The 20,449-nt window shown below is 52.6% G+C and carries 19 protein-coding genes and 1 pseudogene; 8 read left to right on the forward strand and 12 right to left on the reverse strand.

All coding sequences use genetic code 11. The features are described from left to right. Position 1: 1 nt before the first annotated feature. Positions 2-1,063, reverse strand: a complete 1,062-nt coding sequence (locus AC2FNE_RS13895; protein WP_496773400.1) for a TIM barrel protein — start codon at positions 1,061-1,063, stop codon at positions 2-4. Between the two features lie 131 nt (positions 1,064-1,194). Between AC2FNE_RS13895 and AC2FNE_RS13900 the strand changes: the two genes are divergently transcribed. Both AC2FNE_RS13900 and AC2FNE_RS13905 read left to right on the forward strand, forming a co-directional pair. Continuing rightward, positions 1,195-2,043 (forward strand): sugar phosphate isomerase/epimerase family protein, encoded by an 849-nt coding sequence (locus tag AC2FNE_RS13900; protein ID WP_170603617.1) that lies wholly within the window; start codon positions 1,195-1,197, stop codon positions 2,041-2,043. Then, a complete protein-coding gene (locus tag AC2FNE_RS13905; RefSeq protein ID WP_170603615.1) occupies positions 2,040-2,780 on the forward strand; it encodes an SDR family NAD(P)-dependent oxidoreductase in 741 nt (246 codons plus the stop codon). Before AC2FNE_RS13900 ends, AC2FNE_RS13905 begins: the two co-directional genes overlap by 4 nt. Positions 2,781-2,793: 13 nt before the next feature. Here AC2FNE_RS13905 and AC2FNE_RS13910 read toward each other — a convergent pair whose 3' ends face one another. Together AC2FNE_RS13910 and AC2FNE_RS13915 are read right to left on the reverse strand one after the other, a co-directional pair. Beyond that, positions 2,794-3,636, reverse strand: coding sequence for an amidohydrolase family protein (locus AC2FNE_RS13910; RefSeq protein WP_496773403.1), 843 nt, complete (start codon positions 3,634-3,636; stop codon positions 2,794-2,796). Positions 3,637-3,644: 8 nt separating this feature from the next. Then, positions 3,645-4,667: an aldo/keto reductase gene (locus AC2FNE_RS13915; RefSeq protein ID WP_496805611.1), complete on the reverse strand. Its 1,023-nt coding sequence runs from the start codon at positions 4,665-4,667 to the stop codon at positions 3,645-3,647. 257 nt (positions 4,668-4,924) lie between these two features. Here AC2FNE_RS13915 and AC2FNE_RS13920 point away from each other — a divergent pair, with 257 nt between their 5' ends. From AC2FNE_RS13920 to AC2FNE_RS13930, 3 genes are read left to right on the forward strand one after another with little or no spacing between them, the layout of a single operon-like run. Beyond that, positions 4,925-6,553, forward strand: a complete 1,629-nt coding sequence (locus tag AC2FNE_RS13920) for a dihydroxyacetone kinase subunit DhaK (RefSeq protein WP_170603611.1) — start codon at positions 4,925-4,927, stop codon at positions 6,551-6,553. Positions 6,554-6,588: 35 nt separating this feature from the next. After that, a complete protein-coding gene (locus AC2FNE_RS13925; RefSeq protein ID WP_367648140.1) occupies positions 6,589-6,777 on the forward strand; it encodes a LacI family DNA-binding transcriptional regulator in 189 nt (62 codons plus the stop codon). Then, positions 6,774-7,013 (forward strand): alpha/beta hydrolase fold domain-containing protein, encoded by a 240-nt coding sequence (locus tag AC2FNE_RS13930; protein WP_496805612.1) that lies wholly within the window; start codon positions 6,774-6,776, stop codon positions 7,011-7,013. The genes AC2FNE_RS13925 and AC2FNE_RS13930 overlap by 4 nt, the downstream gene beginning before the upstream one ends. A 701-nt stretch (positions 7,014-7,714) precedes the next feature. On the opposite strand, the gene AC2FNE_RS13935 is transcribed toward AC2FNE_RS13930, so the two are convergent. The 4 genes from AC2FNE_RS13935 to AC2FNE_RS13950 form a co-directional block, all read right to left on the reverse strand. After that, positions 7,715-8,302: a hypothetical protein gene (locus tag AC2FNE_RS13935; protein ID WP_170603608.1), complete on the reverse strand. Its 588-nt coding sequence runs from the start codon at positions 8,300-8,302 to the stop codon at positions 7,715-7,717. A gap of 56 nt (positions 8,303-8,358) precedes the next feature. Beyond that, positions 8,359-8,772, reverse strand: a complete 414-nt coding sequence (locus AC2FNE_RS13940; protein ID WP_170603606.1) for a hypothetical protein — start codon at positions 8,770-8,772, stop codon at positions 8,359-8,361. A gap of 253 nt (positions 8,773-9,025) precedes the next feature. Beyond that, positions 9,026-10,180, reverse strand: a complete 1,155-nt coding sequence (locus AC2FNE_RS13945; RefSeq protein ID WP_496773408.1) for an iron-containing alcohol dehydrogenase — start codon at positions 10,178-10,180, stop codon at positions 9,026-9,028. Positions 10,181-10,457: 277 nt separating this feature from the next. Then, the gene (locus tag AC2FNE_RS13950) at positions 10,458-11,837 is read right to left on the reverse strand and encodes a metal-dependent hydrolase family protein (RefSeq protein WP_496773410.1); all 1,380 of its coding nucleotides are present in this window, start codon (positions 11,835-11,837) and stop codon (positions 10,458-10,460) included. A gap of 119 nt (positions 11,838-11,956) precedes the next feature. Here AC2FNE_RS13950 and AC2FNE_RS13955 point away from each other — a divergent pair, with 119 nt between their 5' ends. Both AC2FNE_RS13955 and AC2FNE_RS13960 read left to right on the forward strand, forming a co-directional pair. Then, positions 11,957-12,982: a helix-turn-helix domain-containing protein gene (locus AC2FNE_RS13955; protein ID WP_496805613.1), complete on the forward strand. Its 1,026-nt coding sequence runs from the start codon at positions 11,957-11,959 to the stop codon at positions 12,980-12,982. A 527-nt stretch (positions 12,983-13,509) separates the two neighbouring features. Further along, positions 13,510-14,265 (forward strand): FkbM family methyltransferase, encoded by a 756-nt coding sequence (locus AC2FNE_RS13960; protein ID WP_496805614.1) that lies wholly within the window; start codon positions 13,510-13,512, stop codon positions 14,263-14,265. Positions 14,266-14,717: 452 nt separating this feature from the next. Here the strand turns inward: AC2FNE_RS13960 and AC2FNE_RS13965 are convergent, their stop codons facing one another. The 3 genes and pseudogenes from AC2FNE_RS13965 to AC2FNE_RS13975 form a co-directional block, all read right to left on the reverse strand. Next, on the reverse strand, positions 14,718-14,996 hold the full coding sequence (locus tag AC2FNE_RS13965) for a hypothetical protein (RefSeq protein WP_170477373.1): 279 nt from the start codon (positions 14,994-14,996) through the stop codon (positions 14,718-14,720). A gap of 502 nt (positions 14,997-15,498) precedes the next feature. Beyond that, positions 15,499-15,906: pseudogene (locus AC2FNE_RS13970) on the reverse strand (MSMEG_1061 family FMN-dependent PPOX-type flavoprotein); the annotation flags it as partial. A gap of 646 nt (positions 15,907-16,552) precedes the next feature. Then, positions 16,553-17,035: a fasciclin domain-containing protein gene (locus AC2FNE_RS13975; protein WP_170603598.1), complete on the reverse strand. Its 483-nt coding sequence runs from the start codon at positions 17,033-17,035 to the stop codon at positions 16,553-16,555. A gap of 1,608 nt (positions 17,036-18,643) precedes the next feature. On the opposite strand from AC2FNE_RS13975, the gene AC2FNE_RS13980 reads away from it, so the two are divergent. Then, on the forward strand, positions 18,644-19,042 hold the full coding sequence (locus tag AC2FNE_RS13980) for a cupin domain-containing protein (protein WP_170603724.1): 399 nt from the start codon (positions 18,644-18,646) through the stop codon (positions 19,040-19,042). 272 nt (positions 19,043-19,314) lie between these two features. Here AC2FNE_RS13980 and AC2FNE_RS13985 read toward each other — a convergent pair whose 3' ends face one another. Further along, positions 19,315-19,551 carry a DUF1127 domain-containing protein gene (locus AC2FNE_RS13985; protein WP_496805615.1) on the reverse strand — a complete coding sequence of 79 codons (237 nt, stop codon included), beginning with the start codon at positions 19,549-19,551 and terminating at the stop codon, positions 19,315-19,317. Between the two features lie 363 nt (positions 19,552-19,914). Beyond that, on the reverse strand, positions 19,915-20,379 hold the full coding sequence (locus AC2FNE_RS13990) for a phosphate-starvation-inducible PsiE family protein (protein ID WP_217362454.1): 465 nt from the start codon (positions 20,377-20,379) through the stop codon (positions 19,915-19,917). Positions 20,380-20,449: the final 70 nt, after the last annotated feature.

Below are 20,449 nucleotides of genomic sequence, written 5' to 3' on the forward strand. Positions count from 1 at the left end.
CTCATTCACTCCACCCATGGGCGTCTCGCACCTTGATCATGGTGGCGAGGATATCGTTCCAGGTCTGCTGATCCTCCAGCACCGCGTTGGGGAACATGCAGCCGTCCCAGCAGATATGCCGCATCGCTTTCGTGGGCGTGCCGTCCGCATTGTTCAGCCAGAAGCCGGAATGCTTGACTACATCGAGCTTCCCGTTCGGATCGGTTGCCATGCAATGCCGGCCGGTCTTGTCGTGGCTGCCGCTTCCATGAACCGTGCCGTCATTTTGCGCGACGTGGAAATCGATGGTCCAAGGGCGAAGCGCGTCGGTTATTGTACCGAGCGCATCGTCAAGGGCCGCTTGGTCGTCAAGTTGGTCGGCGGAAATCAGTGCGTGCTCAGGCGCGTTGTACCCCATAGCGTAAAGCATGGTGTGGGCCAGGTCCGCTTGGAAGCCCAGAACGTCCGGTCGATCCACTGCTTCGAACAACTCCACCATGTGCTTCCAGGAATGCATACCACCCCAGCATATCTCGCCTTCGGCGGCCAGCCGTTCGCCGTGATCCGCGGCAATGTCGCAGGCCTGGCGGAACGTCTCTGCCATCTTGGCGGTATTGCCCGCCGGGTCCTCGGCCCATTCGCTGACACCGGTCGCCGTGTCGATACGCACAACACCGCCTTGCCGCACACCTAGGTCGCGGAGCCGCCCCATGATCTTGCAGGCTTTCTCGACGGCTGCCAGAAATGCGGTGCGCCCCTCACCCTCGTCCATAGCAGAACCGCCGCCAACGGGCGGCCAGACCGGCGCGACCGCGGACCCAATCGAGAGCCCGCGACCGCCCACATTGTCAGCCAGCGCCTTGATCCCGTCATCGTCGACATCGATCGATGTATGCGGGTCAGCCAAAAACAGATCCACGCCGTCAAACTTGGTGCCGTCAACCTCGGCAGCCGCAGTCATATCCAGCATCTTGTCGAGCGCAATCGGAGGTTCTTCTTCGCCCTTGCCGACAAGCCCCGGCCACATCGCATTGTGTAGTTTTGGGAAAGCGTTCCCGTCCATTGCATCCTCCCGCTGTTGCATTATTTCAACGTCATGCTTTCGGGTTGAGGCCGCAAAAGCAATCTTTTTTTGACGTACGCCCCTCAGATCTTGCTTTCACGATGTTAAATCGAGGTCTATGCTGCTCTCCATCGGCAACGGGGGACACTCTTATGAAAATCGGATTCTGCATGCTCCTTTGGACGACCTCCCTGGGGGAAGAACACAAGAGGCTCCTGGAGGATATAAAGGCGACTGGCTACGACGGTGTCGAGGTTCCGATCTTTGCCGGGACGCCGGATGATTATGCCAGAACCGGCGCGATGCTGGATGCCCTGGACCTCGGCCGGACGGCAATCTCGGTCATTCCTACGCCGGACATGAATATCCTCAGCGAGGATAAGGCCGACCGCAAACGCGGCGAGGATTATCTGAAATGGCTGGTCGATTGCGCAGCGGCTCTTGGGGCGGAAGGTATCGGAGGTCCCTTGCACCAGACACTCGGACACTTCTCTGGTGAAGGCCCCAGCGAAGCGGAATTCGAGCGCGCACGGGAAGTACACCGTATTGTCGGTGATCACGCGGCAGCCAATGGGCAAGTGATCGCTCTTGAAGCGGTGAACCGGTTTGAAACCTACTTCGCCAACACGATGGGTGATCTTTGCGCCTACACACGCAGCCTCAATCATCCGGCCATCAAGACAATGTACGACACGTTCCACGCAAACCTTGAGGAGCAGGACCCTGTGGATGCCTTCGCCCGCAATGCCAGGGACGTTGTTCATATCCACATCTCCGAAAATGATCGCGGCGTGCCAGGGCGCGGCCATGTTCCTTGGGCTGAGACATTCAAGGCCATCAAAGCCAGTGGCTATGACCGTTGGCTTACGATTGAGGCCTTTGGACGGGGACTGCCCGAGTTGGCCGCAGCCACACGGGTCTGGCGGGATTTTGCGGAATCGCCAGAAGCCTATTATCGCGACGGATATGACTGCATTCGAAACGGATGGGACGCGGCATGAGTAACTTCGATGGACATACGGCAATCGTTACTGGCGGCGCTCAGGGAATCGGAGGGGCGGTCGCAACCGAGTTGCGGAGCCGTGGCGCACGCCTCGTGATATGGGACACGGATATTGCGCTGGCAGAAGAAAAAGCCAGGGAACTTAGCGGCGACACTCTAGCCATCAACGTGGACATCAGCGATTGGGACAGTGTTGGCGCGGCCTGCGCGAGGACGTTGGAGGCAACTGGGCGAATCGATGTTGTTGTCAATTCTGCGGGCGTCGCCGGACCGAACGCAACTGTCGAGAACTACCCTGTCGACGTTTTCGCCGACATAATGCGGATCAACATGTTGGGCACTTTCCATGTTAACAAGGCCGTGGTTCCAACAATGCGCGCGCAAAACTATGGAAGGATCGTGAATATCGCGTCGGTGGCCGGCAAGGAAGGCAATCCCAACGCCAGCGCTTACTCTGCGTCGAAGGCTGCCGTGATCGGCTTTACCAAATCGCTGGGAAAAGAGCTTGCCGACATGGACATTGCCGTGAACTGCGTCACACCCGCCGCCGCCCGCACCCGCATCTTCGATCAGATGAAACAGGAACACATCGACTACATGCTCTCAAAGATCCCCCGTGGGCGCTTTCTCGAAGTCGATGAAGCCGCTGCGATGATTGTCTGGCTCTGCTCGAAAGAGAACTCGTTCACGACATCAGGCGTTTTCGATCTGTCAGGGGGACGGGCAACCTATTGATCGATCCGCGGTCTCAGATGTCCAGGCGATAGAATGCGACGGCGGTTTCACCGAACACCTTCGCTTTATCCGCCACGGACAAATGCGCGGTGAGGGCCTGTGCCGCAGTGTGCCACGCATCGTATTCACCGCGCAACCTACAGACTGGCCAGTCAGACCCCCACATGACGCGATTGAGCCCAAAGGCTTGTAAAACGTGGTCTGTATAAGGGCGCAAGGTATCCGCCGACCAGTCTTCGCTAGCCTCCGTAATGATCCCTGAGAGCTTGCAGAACGCGCCGGTCTCCACGGCGATGCGCGTCATCCGCTCAGCCCAATGCGCAAAGCGCGCCTCGGTGTGCGCGCCGATCTGGGGCTTCATGCAATGGTCCACGACCACCCGCATCTTGGGATAGCGGGAAAAGACCGTCAGGAAATTGTCGAGGTGTTGCGGAAAGCCCAAGGCATCGAAGGCAAGGTCCAGATCAGTCACCGCATCATAGGCCCACTGCACATCGTCCCGAAGCATCCAGTCGACATTGGGTATGTCCTGGATCATCGGCCGCACGCCCTTGAACTTGGGGTGTCGTGCAAGCCGCTCAAGCTGCGCCCGGTGGTCCTTGTTCTCGAAATCTATCCAACCCACGACACCGGCGACACTGGGCGTCGCGTCGGCGATCCCGAGCATGTACTCGGTCTCCTCGATGCTTTCTGCGGCCTGGACGAGCACGGTGTGGTCAATACCGACCGCTTCGCGAGAATGCTGCAAATCCCCGGGGCCGTAGACCCGGGTCAGGATCGGGTGATCCGGCGGCATCCAACTGTAATCCCCTCGCGCGGGGTTCCAGTAGTGTTGGTGTGCATCGACAAGGGGCATGGCAGGTCTCACGGGGTTGGCGCATTTGTCAGCAATAGGCCGTCCGACATCAGGTCGGCCCAAAGTGCGGTCGGCATGACTGCGTTGGCGGGTTCAAGGTTCGAGGTCATCTTGGTCAGTGCCTTCCTGCCCGGGATCTCCGAAAAAACGGCGGGTGGCACGCCGGAAACTGAAACGCAGCGTTGACGAGGCGCACACCATGGTGCTGACACACCGGGTCGATCCAGTGCACCGGGTCGAGGATCTAGGCCGGCTCGGGATCGTAATTGTAATGCGCCCCCTTCGCGCGGACCGGTCGCCAAATGCCCGAGTTGAAGGGGCGGCTGATGACAATCCCGACGCCGCGTTCTACACATTTGGGAAGGAAGGGCGTCAACGCCTCTTGCTCGAGCAGGGTGTAACGCCCGGCAAGAAGGATGATGTCCCGGTCGCCATGATCGACCAGCCATTCGGCAGGTCACCATTCCTTCAGTCCGTGCCCCAAACCCGGCAGTGACCCACTGCTCTCTCAACTCCACGAGAGCCTTTTGGCCGCCACCAAGAACGGCGCGAAGGTGTTGTTCCATGGAATCCTGCAATCCGTCGGTATAGGTGTCGATATCGTGGCCATAGAGAATGGCAATCCGATCCAGCCCCATCCGCTCAAGCGAGGTCTCGACCGAACGCATCACACCGTCATAACTGTAGACGTAGAACTCGCGGCGGCAGGGTCCGTCGAACCACTTTCGGATTCCGGCCCGGTCTTCCACGCCGCACTCGTCCAGAAGTTGCCCCACCTTGGTCGAGACGACTATTACATCGCGCGGCTTGCCGCGGAAAAAGCCTTTCAAGCGGTTCTCCGTCAGACTCAGACAGTAAAGCGGCGCAATGTCGAAATAGCGAAAACCTTTCTCCCCGGCCAATTCCAAGATGCTCCGGGCGTCCTGTACGTCGACGGGCCGATAGAGATTGGCCATGGGTGCTGTTCCAAAGCCAATCTCCGTCAAGGCGACACCGCAGTCGCCAATGCGATCGAAATGGCGCGTTTTCAAAGTTGGCCTCCCTGCCCGAGTGACCGATCCCTTGCGATGCGTTGGCTGGTACCGGGCTGCAATACGTCCAACATTCCGTTAATCCCGCAGTATGCGGGGCTTTGGACATTATGCAAGCGTCCGCTCGGCGCGGGGTAGCCATAAACATCTGGACTTGAGGTGCGTACCTCATATACTCAAGCTTAATCGCTATTCATCCTATCAGAGGTGGGCAGATTGCGCACTGCCAGCACACCGGCAGCTTGGGGGAGGACAGTATGGCACAATTCGTCAACGCCAAGGACGACATGGTCAAGGAAGCCATCGATGGGCTGCTTGCATGTTCGGGTGGGGCCCTGGCGCGGCTCGATGGTTATCCGCATATTAAGGTCGTTCACCGCACCGATTGGGATCGCTCCAAGGTGGCCCTGATCTCGGGCGGTGGCTCAGGCCATGAACCGGCCCACGCCGGTTTTGTCGGCCCCGGCATGCTAACCGCTGCGGTGTGTGGCGAGGTCTTCGCCTCGCCCTCGGTCGAAGCCGTGCTGGCGGGCATTCTCGCGGTCACCGGCGACGCGGGCTGTTTGCTAATAGTCAAGAACTACACCGGCGATCGTCTGAACTTCGGCCTGGCCGCAGAGCGCGCCCGTTCGCTTGGCCACCAGGTCGAGATGGTGGTCGTGGACGATGACGTAGCCCTCCCTGACCTGCCGCAACCTCGCGGCGTGGCCGGAACGCTGTTCGTCCACAAGATCACTGGTGCCATGGCCGAGGCCGGTGCATCCCTCGCGGACATCACCGCCGCCGCAAAACGCATCATCGCCAATGTCGCCTCCATCGGAAAGAGCCTCGATACCTGCACCATCCCGGGCTCCCCGAAGGAGGATCGCATCCCGACCGGCAAGGCCGAGCTTGGCCTCGGCATCCATGGCGAACCGGGCGTTGAGCAGGTTGATTTCGCTGGCGCCGCCGACGCGATGCAGATCATTCTCGACAAGCTCGTCCCTCACATGAAGGACGGGCCTTGCGTCGCCCTGATGAACAACCTCGGCTCGACTACGCCGCTCGAGATGTCGGTGCTCTGTCACGCGCTGTCTGAGGCCGGGGTGGCCACCCACATGATCGGCCCCGCCCCGATGATGACCTCGCTCGACATGCACGGCTTTTCCGTCTCGGTCCTGCCCGCATCGGCTGAAGATCTGGCCGCACTCGCCGCCCCTGTCCCGATGCCCGCTTGGCCGGGACTGGCGGAAATCGGACCTGTGGCCGTCGCGCCCATACCCGACGGACTCCTCCCGACCGCGCCAATCCCTTCGGCAAGCCCGAAGACCCGCGCGGTCATCGAGGCAGTTGCCGATCTCCTGATCGGCGCGGAAGCGACCCTAAACACGCTCGATGCAAAGTCTGGTGACGGCGACACTGGCAGTACGCTCGCCACCGCAGCGCGGGCGTTGAAAGGCAATCTCGACAAGATGCCGCTTGCCGACCTGACGCAGTTCTTCCCGGCGCTTGGCAATGAGCTCAGCCAGACCATGGGCGGCTCTTCTGGCGTGATCCTCGCGATCTATTTCAACGCGGCAGGTGATGCCTGCGCGCGCGGCGCATCGGTCCAGAAAGCCCTCAAAGAAGGGCTGAAACGAGTCTCTGAAGTGGGTGGTGCACAGATTGGGGATCGTACCATGGTCGACGCGCTGGCCCCGGCGCTTGATGCAATGTCGGGTGGCTTGGCCGCTGCCGCCGCTGCGGCCCGTACGGGTGCAGATAGCACGGCATCGATCCACAAGGCCAAGGCCGGACGCGCAGCTTATGTGCCATCCGAGAACCTCATAGGAAACAACGATCCGGGCGCGGAGGCTGTTGCGCTTCTGTTCGAAGGTCTGATTAAAGCGCTGGAGAGCGCAAACTGATAGAAGACGGCCTCACTATTATTCAGAAACCCACCGTGAATGACATTGCCCGCGTCGCTGGAGCGTCGCTTGCGACCGTTGACCGCGTATTGAATGCGAGGCCCGGCGTACGCGGCTTCACTATCGAGAAAGTCAACAAGGCGATCGCAGAGCTTGGCTATATCAGGGGCACACCTCGCAAGACAAGATTGGCGTGTACACGCACGGCTGCGGCTACGCAATGAACTCCGCAAAGGCTTTGTTGCAGGGACCAATGTCCATCGCCGCGATAACCGGTCTCCAAGTGATATCCTTCGACTACACGCCAGCTTCACATGTGAAGTGGACACAGATCACCGACGAAGTGGTTACAGTCTTCAAGGCATTGGCCGAGGAAGGTTTGTCAGGTGATGACATTCTGTTCTTCGGCGATTCCGCGGGGCGGTGGTTAGGTCGCAGGCTCTACCCTGAAAATGCGTGACCTCGGCATGGAGAGTGCTTGGCGATCAGATCAATTCTTGTCCTTATGATCTCGCATTGCGTGTGTTTTTTTTCCAAAATTCAAAGTCCGCTTTGGGCTCAACTCGGTCATCCGAGTATTTTGCTCAGATGACAACTATGCGCCGTTGAGCCGTCGTTCAGACAAGGAAAACCCAACTTTCAGCCTCTATGCCCACTCCCAACGGCCGCAATGTGCGCATCCGGCCCCGTAGATCCGGCACGCCGCCCACCCTTTTTTCAATCCGCTGCTTTTGACTTTCAAAGTGGCTCTTTTGTCTCTCGTTCCGGGAACGGAAAACGGTAATTTCTTCAGAATTATAATTTGAATTCAAAGCACTTACTGTTTCGCTCACTGAGCCACTAATACTCACCAAGTCACCGTACCCTACCCCTTGAATCTGCCACAATGCCGTATCGTGTGATGTCGACAGTCCAATACTCGGAGCGTCTGAGACATACTATCGACCTGGACATCATGTTTGCCTTTCGGAAAAGCTGCCACTTCCGCTTTAAGGGCCTCCAACCCATGCGCGGCCTTGAGCAGGCGCACAAATATCCGCTTGCGCCTTTGTCTGATTTACATTTCTGACGCGATATACAGAGGCGCGCGGCATTAAACTTTGTTTCGCGGCAACTCCCCAATTGAATACCGATCCGGGCCGTGCATGGGCTGCAATGCAACTAGATACCTTCCCTTAGATGCATGGCTCGGCGCATCTCGTTTTCGTTGAAAGTGCTTGAGAGAGCGCCGCAGTAAGTGCTGGCGATCTGATCGGCGATACTACGTAGCGCGGCCTGACTGAGACGAACATGAAAGCCGTCTTGCAACTGGTTTCCGACGCTAGAACGAAGCAGGAAGTTGAAAGCGCACAGAGAATTATTGTGCAGAATGGGTAAAACAAATCTGCCATCGCATTCGGATATTGCGCGGTGCAGGGCCGCGACAAACTCGTACGCAGACCAAGAACCGTTAGCATCTTTCAGCATAGACATGTCGTCAAACTCAGAAGGTCGTTCGAGTGGACGACGCGGGGTTCCATTTAGACTAAAGGCAACGTCAAACGGCGTTTCCGCGAGCCAAACAAGATATCTTTCGATGTACTCCAAGAGTTCGTTACTGCCGTGTCGGGCATGTAAGCTTTGATGGACTCTAATGATGATCGAAGAGAACAGCGTGAAGGTTTGCGTCAATTCGTAATCACGGCGCACGCTCGGGAGCATAGACCACATGCGTTCGACAACGGTAAACTCCAATTGCGCCGGCGTCATGTCGAATTCTCCTTTTGGATCTGATCAAGGCGACACTCAGTACCGCTATGCTTACCTCATGTTGTGGCGTCACTCAGACCAGCTTTAGCGGCTGTGAAGAGTTCGGATCGGAACGCTCGCAAGCGATCAGCCAATAAAATGGACTTTGCAATTATCGACTTCGCGTCGCTGATAGTGTGGACAAGTTGAATAGATATTAGGTTTTGTTTTTTTCGTGACGAAAGCAAACAAGAGAAGTCACAAACCGCAGGAATCAGAAGGTGCCCATCCACCGTATTTCCGCCGCGTGCGAGCTCGAACAGCCCAGCTTTTACCGCCAGTACCCGAGAGATCGCCACCATGTCGTCAGGAATTTTAGCAAACTTTCGCGAAGCATATGGGTTTCGAAGAGAGGTTTTCATTCTGGTTAGTACCGAGATAGCGCCTATTGGAAGGGTAACCGCGATTGCTTTGGCATTCAATTCATCCATGACACCCCGCGGGCATCACTTTGGACCTGAAAGAGTGTCCATTCTGAGCTCAACTGAGTCGTTTGACTATTTTTCCCTTGTGGCTGGTGAATGCTGCCGAATGGTCGTTTATCAAAGAAAACCGAATTCGGTCTTGAATATCCGCCTCGCGAGACTTCAGACGCTAGCCAAGAATTCGACAATTGCCAGCTTGCAGACAAAGCAGCCATTCGCTGTACAGCGGTGTCGCGAATGCGCTCGAACGTTGGCGAGCTCACCATATTTCTTTGTGGAGACCACCAATTTCTTCTTTTGTCGGAACACGAGGGTTGTTGTTCGGCGATCCTGTTTCAAGAGCTTGCTGCGCCATTATCTCCAACATGGCCTCATCGGCGTCATGCCCCAACGCTCTCGGTGACGGCACCGCCAGATCGGTGTTCAGGCTGCGTAATCCGTCGACCAATTTGGCGCAAGCGGTGGCATCTGTATCCCCATCTTCGGCCGTGTCCATAATCCGCGCGCAGGCCGAATAGCGTGCAGGTGCAGCAGCTACTGAAAAAGATGTTACGGTCGGCAAAAGCATTGCATTTGAAAGTCCATGGGCCACATGAAAGTGGGCGCCTATCGGACGGCTCATTCCGTGCACCAAAGCGACTGAAGCGTTGGAAAATGCCATTCCCGCCTGAGCCGCCGACAGTGCAAAGGCAAAGGCATCGGTATAGGGAAAGGCACGGCGGCTGACATAGGCTTCAATTGCGTGGGTCAGACTATCGACCGCTGTGTTGGCTGTGATTCTTGCAGGTTTTGTCAGGCTGAAGTTCCAGTCGATGATTGCCGCTGTCGCGACGCAGGCTAGCCCTGAAAGGTAATAATTCTCCGGGCTCTCGGTGTCCGTGATGACACACCAACGCGTTAACACAGAACCGGTGCCACCCGTTGTAGGTATTAAGATGATGGGCACGCCGCAGCGGTCGATTTGAGCAGGCTCTTTATAATCCCGCACATGCTCCGAGTTCACGCTCATGAACGAAACCGCCTTCGCCGTTTCCATAGGATTGCCGCCCCCAAAATCGACTACACAGTCGTAGTCACCCGACTGTAGGGCGGCGAGCCCGGCGTCGACGCACACATCTGTCGGGTCTTCAACGACCTGATCAAAGAGACCCCACACCATGCCTGCGCCGTCCAAAACATCGGTAAGTGTCGACAGATGCAAGTTCGACACCTTGGCGTCGGTAATTATCAACGGTCGCAACAACCCCAGTTGTTCAAGAACCTCTGCAGTTTCTTTGGCCGCGCCGCCAATCCGAATAATGCGAGGCGATTGCACTCGCCCGAGGGTACCGGTGACCATAAGAAGCTCCCCTGTAACCAAAGAAACCTGAGCGTTCAAAGCGAACAAGAAAATTCGAGGCCGGGCAACGGCCATTCCTCCTTACGCATTCAGACCAAATTCTCCGACCTATTGCGCAATAGCCGGTTCAAAAAAGAAAGTTCATGATCGGGTTCGTGGCGGCTCAGCGTTATAGCGCGATAAATCTCGTTCAGCTGACTGTTTAAGAACGATTACAAGACCTTAATGCTGACAATGCCAACAATTGCCTTGCGGACGAAACGGTCGTCGCCGACGAAGCGAAACCAGCCACTACTTCGACTTCAGAAAATAGATGCGCGGAGTTCCGAAGTTGTCTCACCCCGCGCAACACTCAATCGAGTGTATTCTTATAAATCACCCCGTCCTTCATGATGAGGTCGATGTTGTTTGTGTAATCGACGAGCAATTCAACGTCGTCGACAGGGTTACCCTTCACAAGAAGAAGATCGGCGTAAGCGCCTTCCGAAATTACACCCAAGGGGCCATCTTGGTAGGGATTGAGCGGGCCAGAAAGTGCCAAAAGTTCGGCTGTCTTCGAGGTCGCTTGCTGCAGGATTTCGTGGCTGCTCCAGACTTCAAGACGGTACTTGAACTCATCGTTCTGCTTGGTCAACGCAACAGGATCACCGATGATATCCGTTGAGAACGCAACGTTCTCGATCCCAAAGTCCTTTATCAGTTGCATTTGTTTTCTCGCACCGGCCTGCACGCTTAGGAATTTTGCACCAGCACTCGGCCCCAATGCCGTGACGACCGCCTGCTCTTCCAAACCCAAGAGCGAATAGAAAGGCACAATCCACGCATCCGCATCCTTGATGGCCTGAGCACCGACTTCTGTCATCAGTTGTCCGTGTTCGATACTGATGACGCCTGCCTCAATCGAGCGCACGATGGATGCGTCTGTGTAGGCGTGCACCATCACGTAGGTTCCCCAATCAGCCGCCGCCCGAACAGATGCCTCCAACTCTTCGGGCAATCCTTGCACCGTATGCAGGGGATCAACGCTGGAGGATACGCCACCTCCAGCCATGACTTTGATCTGCACCGCACCAAGGCGCAGGGCCTCGCGTGTCGCACGAAGTGTTTCAGGCACACCATCTGCCAAAAACTCTACGTGCTGATTGAAGAAAGATGGATGTGCACCCATGAAATTTGGGTGCGGTTCGGTGTAAAGCCGGTGCTCGCCATGTCCGGAGGTTTGTGAAATAACCGGTCCCGATGCATAAATTCGCGGTCCGACTGCTTTGCCACGTTCAATCGCCTTATGCAGTCCAATCGCGGGGCCACCGGCATCGCGGACAGTAGTAAAACCACGCAGAAGCATCTTTTCTGCTTCAATGGTTGAGACTGCGCCCCAATACATCCAATCGAAGTTGTCCCTCAGATCGGCGAGCGGCTCCGTGATCGTCATGTGGACATGCGCGTCGATCAGGCCGGGCATCAGCGTTCGACCGCCGCCGTCGATGATCCGCGCATTTGCGACCGCAAGCGGCTCAGCGGATACCTCCGCGATGAGGTTGTCCACAACAAGAACGTTGGCATTCTCGATCCGCTGTTCATTGACACCATCGAAGACGTGGACGTTCGTGAAAAGGATCGGAAAGTCTTCTTCTTGCGCAACGCCTTGTGACGCCGAAAGTCCCACAATGACAAACGCCGAGGCGGCCGCAACGGTCTTGAGTGATGCAGATGGATGGAATTGGACGCCCATCAATATATCTCCCTGATTTGTAAATTCTGACCTTGAATGTAGGTTAGCAGGAAGTAGAGAATTCACGTGTTGTCATTTTTGGACAATTCCGAATTTCTCAGTCCAGTAAGGATAACTCATTGAACAAATCCAAGACCGCACTAACGACGCTTCCTGTGATGCAGTCGAAGTTTCTGGCCGAGGTCATTGACCGAGCCTGTAAGTTGGGTGCGGATCGCAATCAAATATTGAAGGGGTGTTTGCTGCGACCGACAGTCTTTGATGAGCCGAGCCAATCCATTCCGAGCGCCTGCGTTTATCTAGCCTCGACGCAGGCAGCGGTTCTGTCGGGAAATCCTTACCATTGCGCGGAGATCGGACGAGAGTATGAGTGGAGCATCGGCTTCGTGCCTCCGACCACCATGAGCAACACGCCCAGCTTGGGTGATCTGCTGGTGGCCTGGATGCATTTTGTTGAGACAGTACAAGTCTCGATGCGCTACCAGCTCATAGTTGATGCAGAGCGCGCCAATTTGGTCGGCAGACGCTTCCTCAAGGCGTCGCAACCGCCCGGGCAAGCCGACGCTTGGGATGTTGTTGCATGGTCGGAAATGCTGAAAACGAGATTAGGAACAGTTTGGGATCAAAGCGACGTTGAAATTCATGTGTTTGATCCTCGCGCTATCCCAGAAGAATTGGTGCCGTCATCCAATGTGAAGAAAGGCGATGCTTGGGGGCTGAGGATGTCATTCCCAGCAGCTTGGCTTATGCAACAATCCCCGTTTCCCAGAAACACTGAGCCGGATAATACTTCCATGCAGCAACAACCTCTGGACTTGGTTGCGCTGTTTCGGGTGTTTGACTATTCTGATTGGCCTGGTTTGGACGGGCTAGCCGAGTTCGCGGGGACGCATCCGAAGGCGCTGCAGAGAGAACTCGCCCAACACGGCACCAACGGCGCGGAACTCATTGATCGCGCAAAGGAGCATCTCGCTGATCTTTGGCTGAAAGAAGATACGCGCTCCATCACCCAAATTGGACGCGACCTCGGTTACAAGAATGCCAGTGCATTTACGCGTGCCTGTCATCGCTGGTTTGACACCTCTCCTGAGAAACTGAGGCGGCGGTATGCTCCAGTGGCGCAGGAGCAGTTTGCACCTTTCTGAACTGGTTACTTAGGGTTCAACTCGGACACCTGTGTCATTTGGTCTGGTGTCCGGTTCCACACAGCGGGCAGACATTGAGGCCGTTCGGGGTGATCTAGTTATTGAGTTCTCACCCATGTCCGTTAGCATTAATGAAATACAAATAACATCAGAAACTTAATTCAAAGAATGATTGGCAATGAAACGTAACACAATTTATTCTATAAATTACAGATTGATTAAAGGAAGTTATCTGTCGATCCCGAACTAGCTGCGAAATTCTTTCGCGCCAAGAACGACTCAAAGACGCCGGACGATTTCACTTGGGAAATTAAGGAAAGAGTTTTTTGTATTCTTAACAAAAATCCATTGAGTGGCTCAGCACCGGTCACAGAGTGGGAATAGTCACAATTTCGAAAACTTTTGTATGTGTATTTTTTTAGCCACAAAAAATAGAAATTTATTAAAAGCTTTGCTTTGCCCCATTTTTGACTATAATTTTAGGCAAATATAAAACAACAGCGGTTAGTACAGCAAAAGGGAAAACCATGAAAGCGCGTCTGCCAAGCTATTTTTCATTTAATCAAGCAAATGACTTGGTGAGAATTGGAAGGCAGAACGATGGAGGTTATCTGGTTTCAATGTCAGATATTGAAAAATCCGATTTATTAATTGGGTTAGGAATTTGTGATGACTGGAGCTTTGAAAATGATTTCATAAAACATAAAGATGTTGAAGTCATTGCCTACGACGCTTCCGTAAATTTTCGCTTTTGGCTCAAGCGCGTATTGGTCGAGACTATAAAAAACCCATTTAGCCTTTATGGCGTAAAAAAAGTGATTTCATATAGGAAGTTTTTTCAAGGAAAGCGTAGGCACATAAAGAAGTTTGTTGGGCTATCAACACTTAATGAATCTCATTGCACATTTTTGGAAGTTTTAAATGAGGCAGGTAATAAAAACGTTTTTCTAAAAATTGATGTTGAAGGCTCCGAGTACCGGTTTTTGAGTGACATCTTGAATAATGAAGATAGAGTTACCGGTATGGTGATAGAGCTGCATGATTGCGACATTCATCTGGATGAAATTGAAGAATTTATAAGAAAATGTGGACTAAGTTTAGTTCATATACACGCAAATAATTACGCCCCGATTAGATTGGATGACAATTTACCATTAGTTCTCGAGCTAACTTTTAGTAAACACGCAGAACTTTCAAACTCTTGCACGTTGCCTCACAAATTAGATATGCCAAACAATAAAAATTCGCCAGAATACGAACTGCTAATAAGTGATAATATCTGATTCAGTTCGAAGTGGTCATTTAAATATTTTGTTGGTTCTCTAATTTAAAGACAGAATTTTTTATTTATCAAGTCACCGTAACACCCAGTACTTTTTTACGCAATTCAGAATTTGGCTTAGTAGTTAAAAGAAACATATTGAAAAACTATTGCGCGATAGAAAACAAAACTGATACTGTTTAATTTTCAGAAGAGTTGCACATGCGGCTACGCAACGAGCTTGCAAATGGTAAGGGATTATTTGCACCTACTCATGCAGAAACAATACATTGCACATACTCCTGATGACATCAAAGTCCGGTGGTTTGTAGGTCACTGGCAGGTATACCCTAAAAATCCACACCAAATATGGACAAACTCGCCAAGCAATTTATCGGTTCCGCGTCGGTACGGCCGCAAAGGATATGACAAAACAGGCAGTATCACGCACCAAAGCGGGCTACCGAGGCTAATCTATGCGTCGGCCAATTCAACAACGTCTGACAATTCGACGGCAACATCTTCTGTGCCCCAGTCTGTCGCGTCGAAGGTTTCGGATGCGACGACCTTTAGATCAGTGTCGACTTGAAACTTCCCCTTTACGTTCGGAAGTCCGAAGTCGTCGTTCTTTTGAACCTCAGCCAAGCCAATCTCGCGAGCCCTTTCTGGGCTGCTAGCTTCGACTTCAAGGATGGCTATGCAATCAACTGACAAGACTGCGCGGTAGTAAACTGGAACTGAGTATTTTTGCATCTTGATTACCTTTGAACTGAACCGAAGGTTCCGCACCCCTGCATGTTCTGTAATCTTGTATGGGCATAAAATTAGCTGACCGAGCCGCTAAACAAAAGCCTTTTTAAGCCAACCCAAAGATCAATGGATTTTTGAATTTACGGACGATGCCGCCATTCGTTGCGCTACAGGAACCGCAAGTCGTTTCAACCACGGCAATCTTCATTTTAACCTGAAATCCCAGCCGGGCGCATTCGCGCTTGAATCAGATCAGCATCGCGGTGGCAGTCGCGATTCTTCATAAACGAGCTCCTGTATCGGCCAACTTAGGCGTCGGACCATCTGGCGAAAAGTTCACGCTTCGCTGAGGCATATTCCACCCTGCTCGATCACAGCCATTTCCGCGTAACATTGGGCTTCGTTTTTGGGACCAAAGGCGAGTGACCGCTTTGCGAACTAAGCGGACCGTGTTTGCTGTCCAACAAGTAACTGCTTTGGACAGCAAGTACCGTACCGATATAGGTCAGTACATTGTCTGGCGGTACTCTCGCTCCAGATTTTCGTCCAACCTAAGTTGCTCCTCGGGATCGGAAGGCGCGACAGATGTTTGATCCAGTATGATCTTCATTAAAGAAGGAACGTCCTCACGATTCTGATGCTGACTTGGATCCCAAAGGTTTGATCGGCGAAGGGCTTTCGCACAATGAATAAAAACTTCATCAACATGCACCGCGATGGCAATTTGGGGAACACGTCCATTTACGGCCATCGTGGAAAGCAGGTCGGGATCACGCGTGAGTTCCGCGTGACCATTTACCCGCATAGTGTCATCAAATCCGGGCACTAAGAATAGCAGGCCAACTTTGGAATTGGTCAGAATATTTGAAAGCGTATCTAGCCGATTGTTACCCGGTCTGTCGGGGATCAAGAGGGTCTTGTCATCCTATATCTTTACGAATCCGCGGGGATCACCTCTGGGACTTACGTCTGCGGACCCATCCGGTGATTGCGTTCCGATGCAAACAAATGGAGATCTTTCAATAAACACCCGAGCGTGATCATCGATATGTTTTAAACACTTTTTGACAGCAATTTCCTGCGTTGCTGAGAATTGCGACCTCAGATCACTTTCACTACGAACTAGGAAGGCAGTATTGAGTTTTCTGTTTTTGGGCATCTTACCTCCAAATACTGCTCAGATAAAAACCAGGGAACAATGTGTTTCGGTGAAAAGCTTAAGGTGCGAGTGGGCAAGGAGGCAAGTTGCAGGACCGGTCAAATTGGGCTCGATGCGTTCATCCTCGCAATTTTGTCAGATGTCCGCTCAAGGGTGAATAGCAGACCTAGGTTTTCAAAGCGCCAAGGTCTACTCTTAGAACAAAGCGACCGTCTACTGCAGTGCGGTCCTTCCAATCCAACGACAGGGCTATCACTTCGAAATATCGATTATTGACCGCAAACGGCGAGTACCAGATTCTTAGATCTGGTCTTCTTCGAAAGGCCTTAATCTTTTTCTTGGCAATATTTGGCCCCCGGACTAACGGGGGACTTCAATTTCGCCCGATGCACGGTACCAACTAGGGAAGTAGTACCGTGTCGATTGCGTGGATTACGCCGTTGGAAGCTGTAATATCAGGAGAAATGACGTTTGCTCCATTAATTTTTACGCCGTCGGTTCCATCAGCTGTCAAGGAGCCACCCTGAGCGGTTGTAAGCGAACCCTTCTGCCCGGCCAGAGAACTTGAGGGGAAGTTACCGGGAACGACGTGATACGTTAGGACAGAAACAAGCTGGTCCTTGTTTTCCGGTTTCAAAAGGTCATCAACAGTACCGGCTGGAAGGGCAGCAAAGGCTTCATTGGTCGGAGCAAATACTGTAAATGGACCGTCACCTTGCAATGTTTCCACCAATCCTGCAGCTGAAACAGCCGCCACAAGTGTTGAGAACTGGTCGCTGGACGAGGCTACATCGACGATATCATCCCCTCCGGTGGAGCATCCTGCAACAAGGGCCATCAGGCCCGCTGCAACGGTTGATTTCAGAACAAATCTACGATTCATGGGTGTTTCTCCTTTTATTCTCGAGTCGGTCCTACGAACCGATTCAGCCAGTAGATATCATTTCCGCGGCTAAACCATTTTTTACGGCACACTATAGGCCCGGTTGCCAAACAACGATCTTTTGGTTCTTGGTTTAACCCAATCAAGATTCGGACAGTCCTAGTTTTATGGTTTGTGTCTGAATTTCTGACGTGGAACTGTTTCGCTATGGGTAACATTGAAGACGCAAATTGTTGTTTTGTCCACTAAGACGATTCCAAATTCGCAGTAAATTCGACAAAATCCCAATTTCGTTTCCCCCATTTTAAACAAGCGCTAATTTGTTCTGGAAACGTTGTAATGAGTTTTGTGTTTTGACTGAGTGTTAGGGTGTTTGAGTTTCACACCCAACACCCCTCAAAAAGCCCCACGCCTCCTGTCCCACCCAAGCGAAGGCGTGGGGTTTTTATATTCAACGTTGACCGAGGCATCATCAGTTGAACATTTGCTTTGCGCAAATGACCCCGAACAATCCCACACATCTAAATTGCAAGCCAGAACAGCAGCGGGATTATCTTTCCATGAACAGTTTGCAGTATCAGTGGGCGTCGTTGCTTGAGTGGTTGGCGACGAATGGTGCGAAAGCACCTGCGCTTTCATTGCGTAGGGAACCACAATTGAATGGACTGCTCTGGAACATATAAAACCCGTGCTGCCAATTTTACAGGGGACAAGGCAACACGGGCTGTCTGCGGTAGTAACCGAACACATAGAGCCACTGGACCAGAAAAAAAGTCCGCGTTACCGAAGGACGGTTAAAAGCGGGTTCAAGTTGACAGTGCCGCCGATAGCGGCATGGGAAATGTCACATTTGGAGTGTGACTTTGGTCAGTTAGTTTAATCAGGTGATTAGACCAACACGTATTTTGGGCAATTCCCCAACACTGTGCGGTCAATCTAAAAACACGGCGTCATCCCTGCCCAATGCCGTGCATGCGGCCAGTAGCCATGGGTAATGTGTGCAGCGTTCACCAGCCTGATGACGCATAGATTTGGCAGGTATTCAAAAGACTTTGTCGTCTGAGAGCAAGCCGAACAAACGAAGGGCCAATAACTGGGGCCTGAACACGTTGAATTATATCGGATTTCCCGTGGGACGGTAACGCAACCTCAACAAGTGATGCCCCCGCCCGTTGAGATAGCCCACGGGAAAGGGTGTCGGGTCAGTTATTAAATGCACTGAATCCGGCACCCGCCAAAGCACCTGCTTCGGTTTCTCTGAAATGCGATCAACGTTTTCCTTTTCCAGCCGCACAAAGTTATTGATCGCCTTCCGCGTTTCTGCTCATTTTTTGACTGCATCCCATTCTTGTAAGCTGGATTAACTTTTTCTAAGTGGGCAGGACCTACTCTGGCAAACCCGTTGTAAACTAATGGCAACTTTGTCTGCAGAGCAGACCTTGGTGTTTCGAAACGCTAGGTCTAGTACCCGTTCCTTAGCGGACATTTGACAAAATCTATTGGAAGCCTGCGTTGAGCCCAAAACTGTCAGCCAAACAATATTCCTCGTTCTGAGAGCAGTTCGTCTATAGTTTCTAAGTTGAGGAAACCTTTATGGGAAAGTGGCTTATGCAAAAATGTGTAAAACTACGCCCCGGCGACACATATTCTGGCAAACAAGGCTTTAATTATTTCGAAGGAATCGCAAAGGAAACCGTCGGCAGTAATAAAATATGCATGCACCTACTAACAGTTCCACCGGGTGGACGAGCTAAAGCCCATAAACACGAATTCCACGAAACCGCTATTTATGTCATTTCCGGCTCGGCAAAGATGTATTGGGGCGAAAAGTTGGAGCACGTGATGGAAACAAATGCAGGGGACCTAATCTACATACCCGCCGGCGCTCCGCATCTACCTTTCAACGATGGCGCAGAGCCAGCCGTGGCGGTTATTGCGCGTACTGATCCGAATGAGCAGGAAAGCGTCGTACTGCTACCAGAACTTGAAAAACTGGTGCCTAATTAATGCAATCTTTCTTCTTAATTGAGCTTGATCACATTCCTGTCCGCACGTCGGCTTTTCAATCAGTACGCGACCGCCTCACCGGTGGGATCGAAGGTTCAAAGCCCTAAGCCACAACTGCCGTCCACGGCTCACGCTATCACATCGAACAAAAGTTATAGTCATCAATTATGATTGAATTATCAGAGGATTTCCAGCGAACCGTGCTGACCTCTCACCCAACTGCCTGGTGACAAATATGACGAGTGCGGGCGAAAGATCATGCTTGTATTTCCCTATATGTGGATCATGTCCCTGAATACATACTTGGGAATGTCATCTCGTTTGAGTTCTATTTCCGCCAACTCATGGTCCGAAAGATTGTTTAGCCTTTCAAGTTCAGCGGCGCGAGACTGGACCATCAAGTACGCGTTGAAACCTTGGCCTAGCTTCACAAAGAGGTCATCAAGGGTTCGCATCAGGCGGTCAGTGTTGGGTTTATTATTTGTGGCTGCGACAGAGTAATCAGTCATTTGGAAACCTTTCCATAGTTGAACTAGGTTTCCTCCCATGTTGAAATGGTAGCTTTGCTGCGGTGCAGAATCTTGTGTTTTGGGCCACGTGGGGAATACGTTTAAACCAACAGCAGCGAAGCCATAACTTTCAATGCCCCATAAAACAGTCACCATTTAACGACCGGGAAGAATAGCGGCTTTGTCCACACGGCAGTCGTTCATACCACGTGCAGCCAAGGTTCGTATCGAGTGTTTACGAGACCTTCACCGTTCTTGGTTGCTTTGCTCGCGCAGCAAGTTGCCATGCGCGCAAACCGGTGATTAAATTCCGTTAAGTCAAAGGCGCCGATGCGAAATTTTGCGCACATTTCAATTTGCGTCTTACGGTTTTCTATCTATCAGCCAGTAAGTTACGCCCAACGCAAGGCCAATCGCTGCGTAACCAAGAAAGTATTGGGGCTCCAAATTTTTGTCGTCAAGTGTGATGATTTTTCGAGCTACCGCCATTAAGGCTGTCGCGACAACAAGCTTGATGTGGATGACGTCGGCAGTCAAATAGAGAGTAATATTTGTATAAATCTCTATCGCGATAAGAACGACCAGCACAGCACTGAAAACCGCGAGAAGATCGCTGACCTCTAAGATATAAACAGGTGGTTCCAACAACTTCTGAAATGTTGTGAAACCAGCGTCAATAATAGCCAGCAGGATGATGCCGAGCATTAGCACTGACAATGCCCTAACGCCGTGACGGATCATGCGGTTACACCATCGAACGATGGCATCTTCGTGATCGGGGTCTAGTTCCACATGTGCCGGGGTGGGTTTGTTCTCTTCACCACTCACTGTCGTCTCCAATTCCGATTTAGATCGCCAGCGTGGCCAGATTCAACCGGATGCATCGCCCGCTTTGGCG

Source organism: Ruegeria sp. YKSD179 (genome assembly GCF_059612885.1).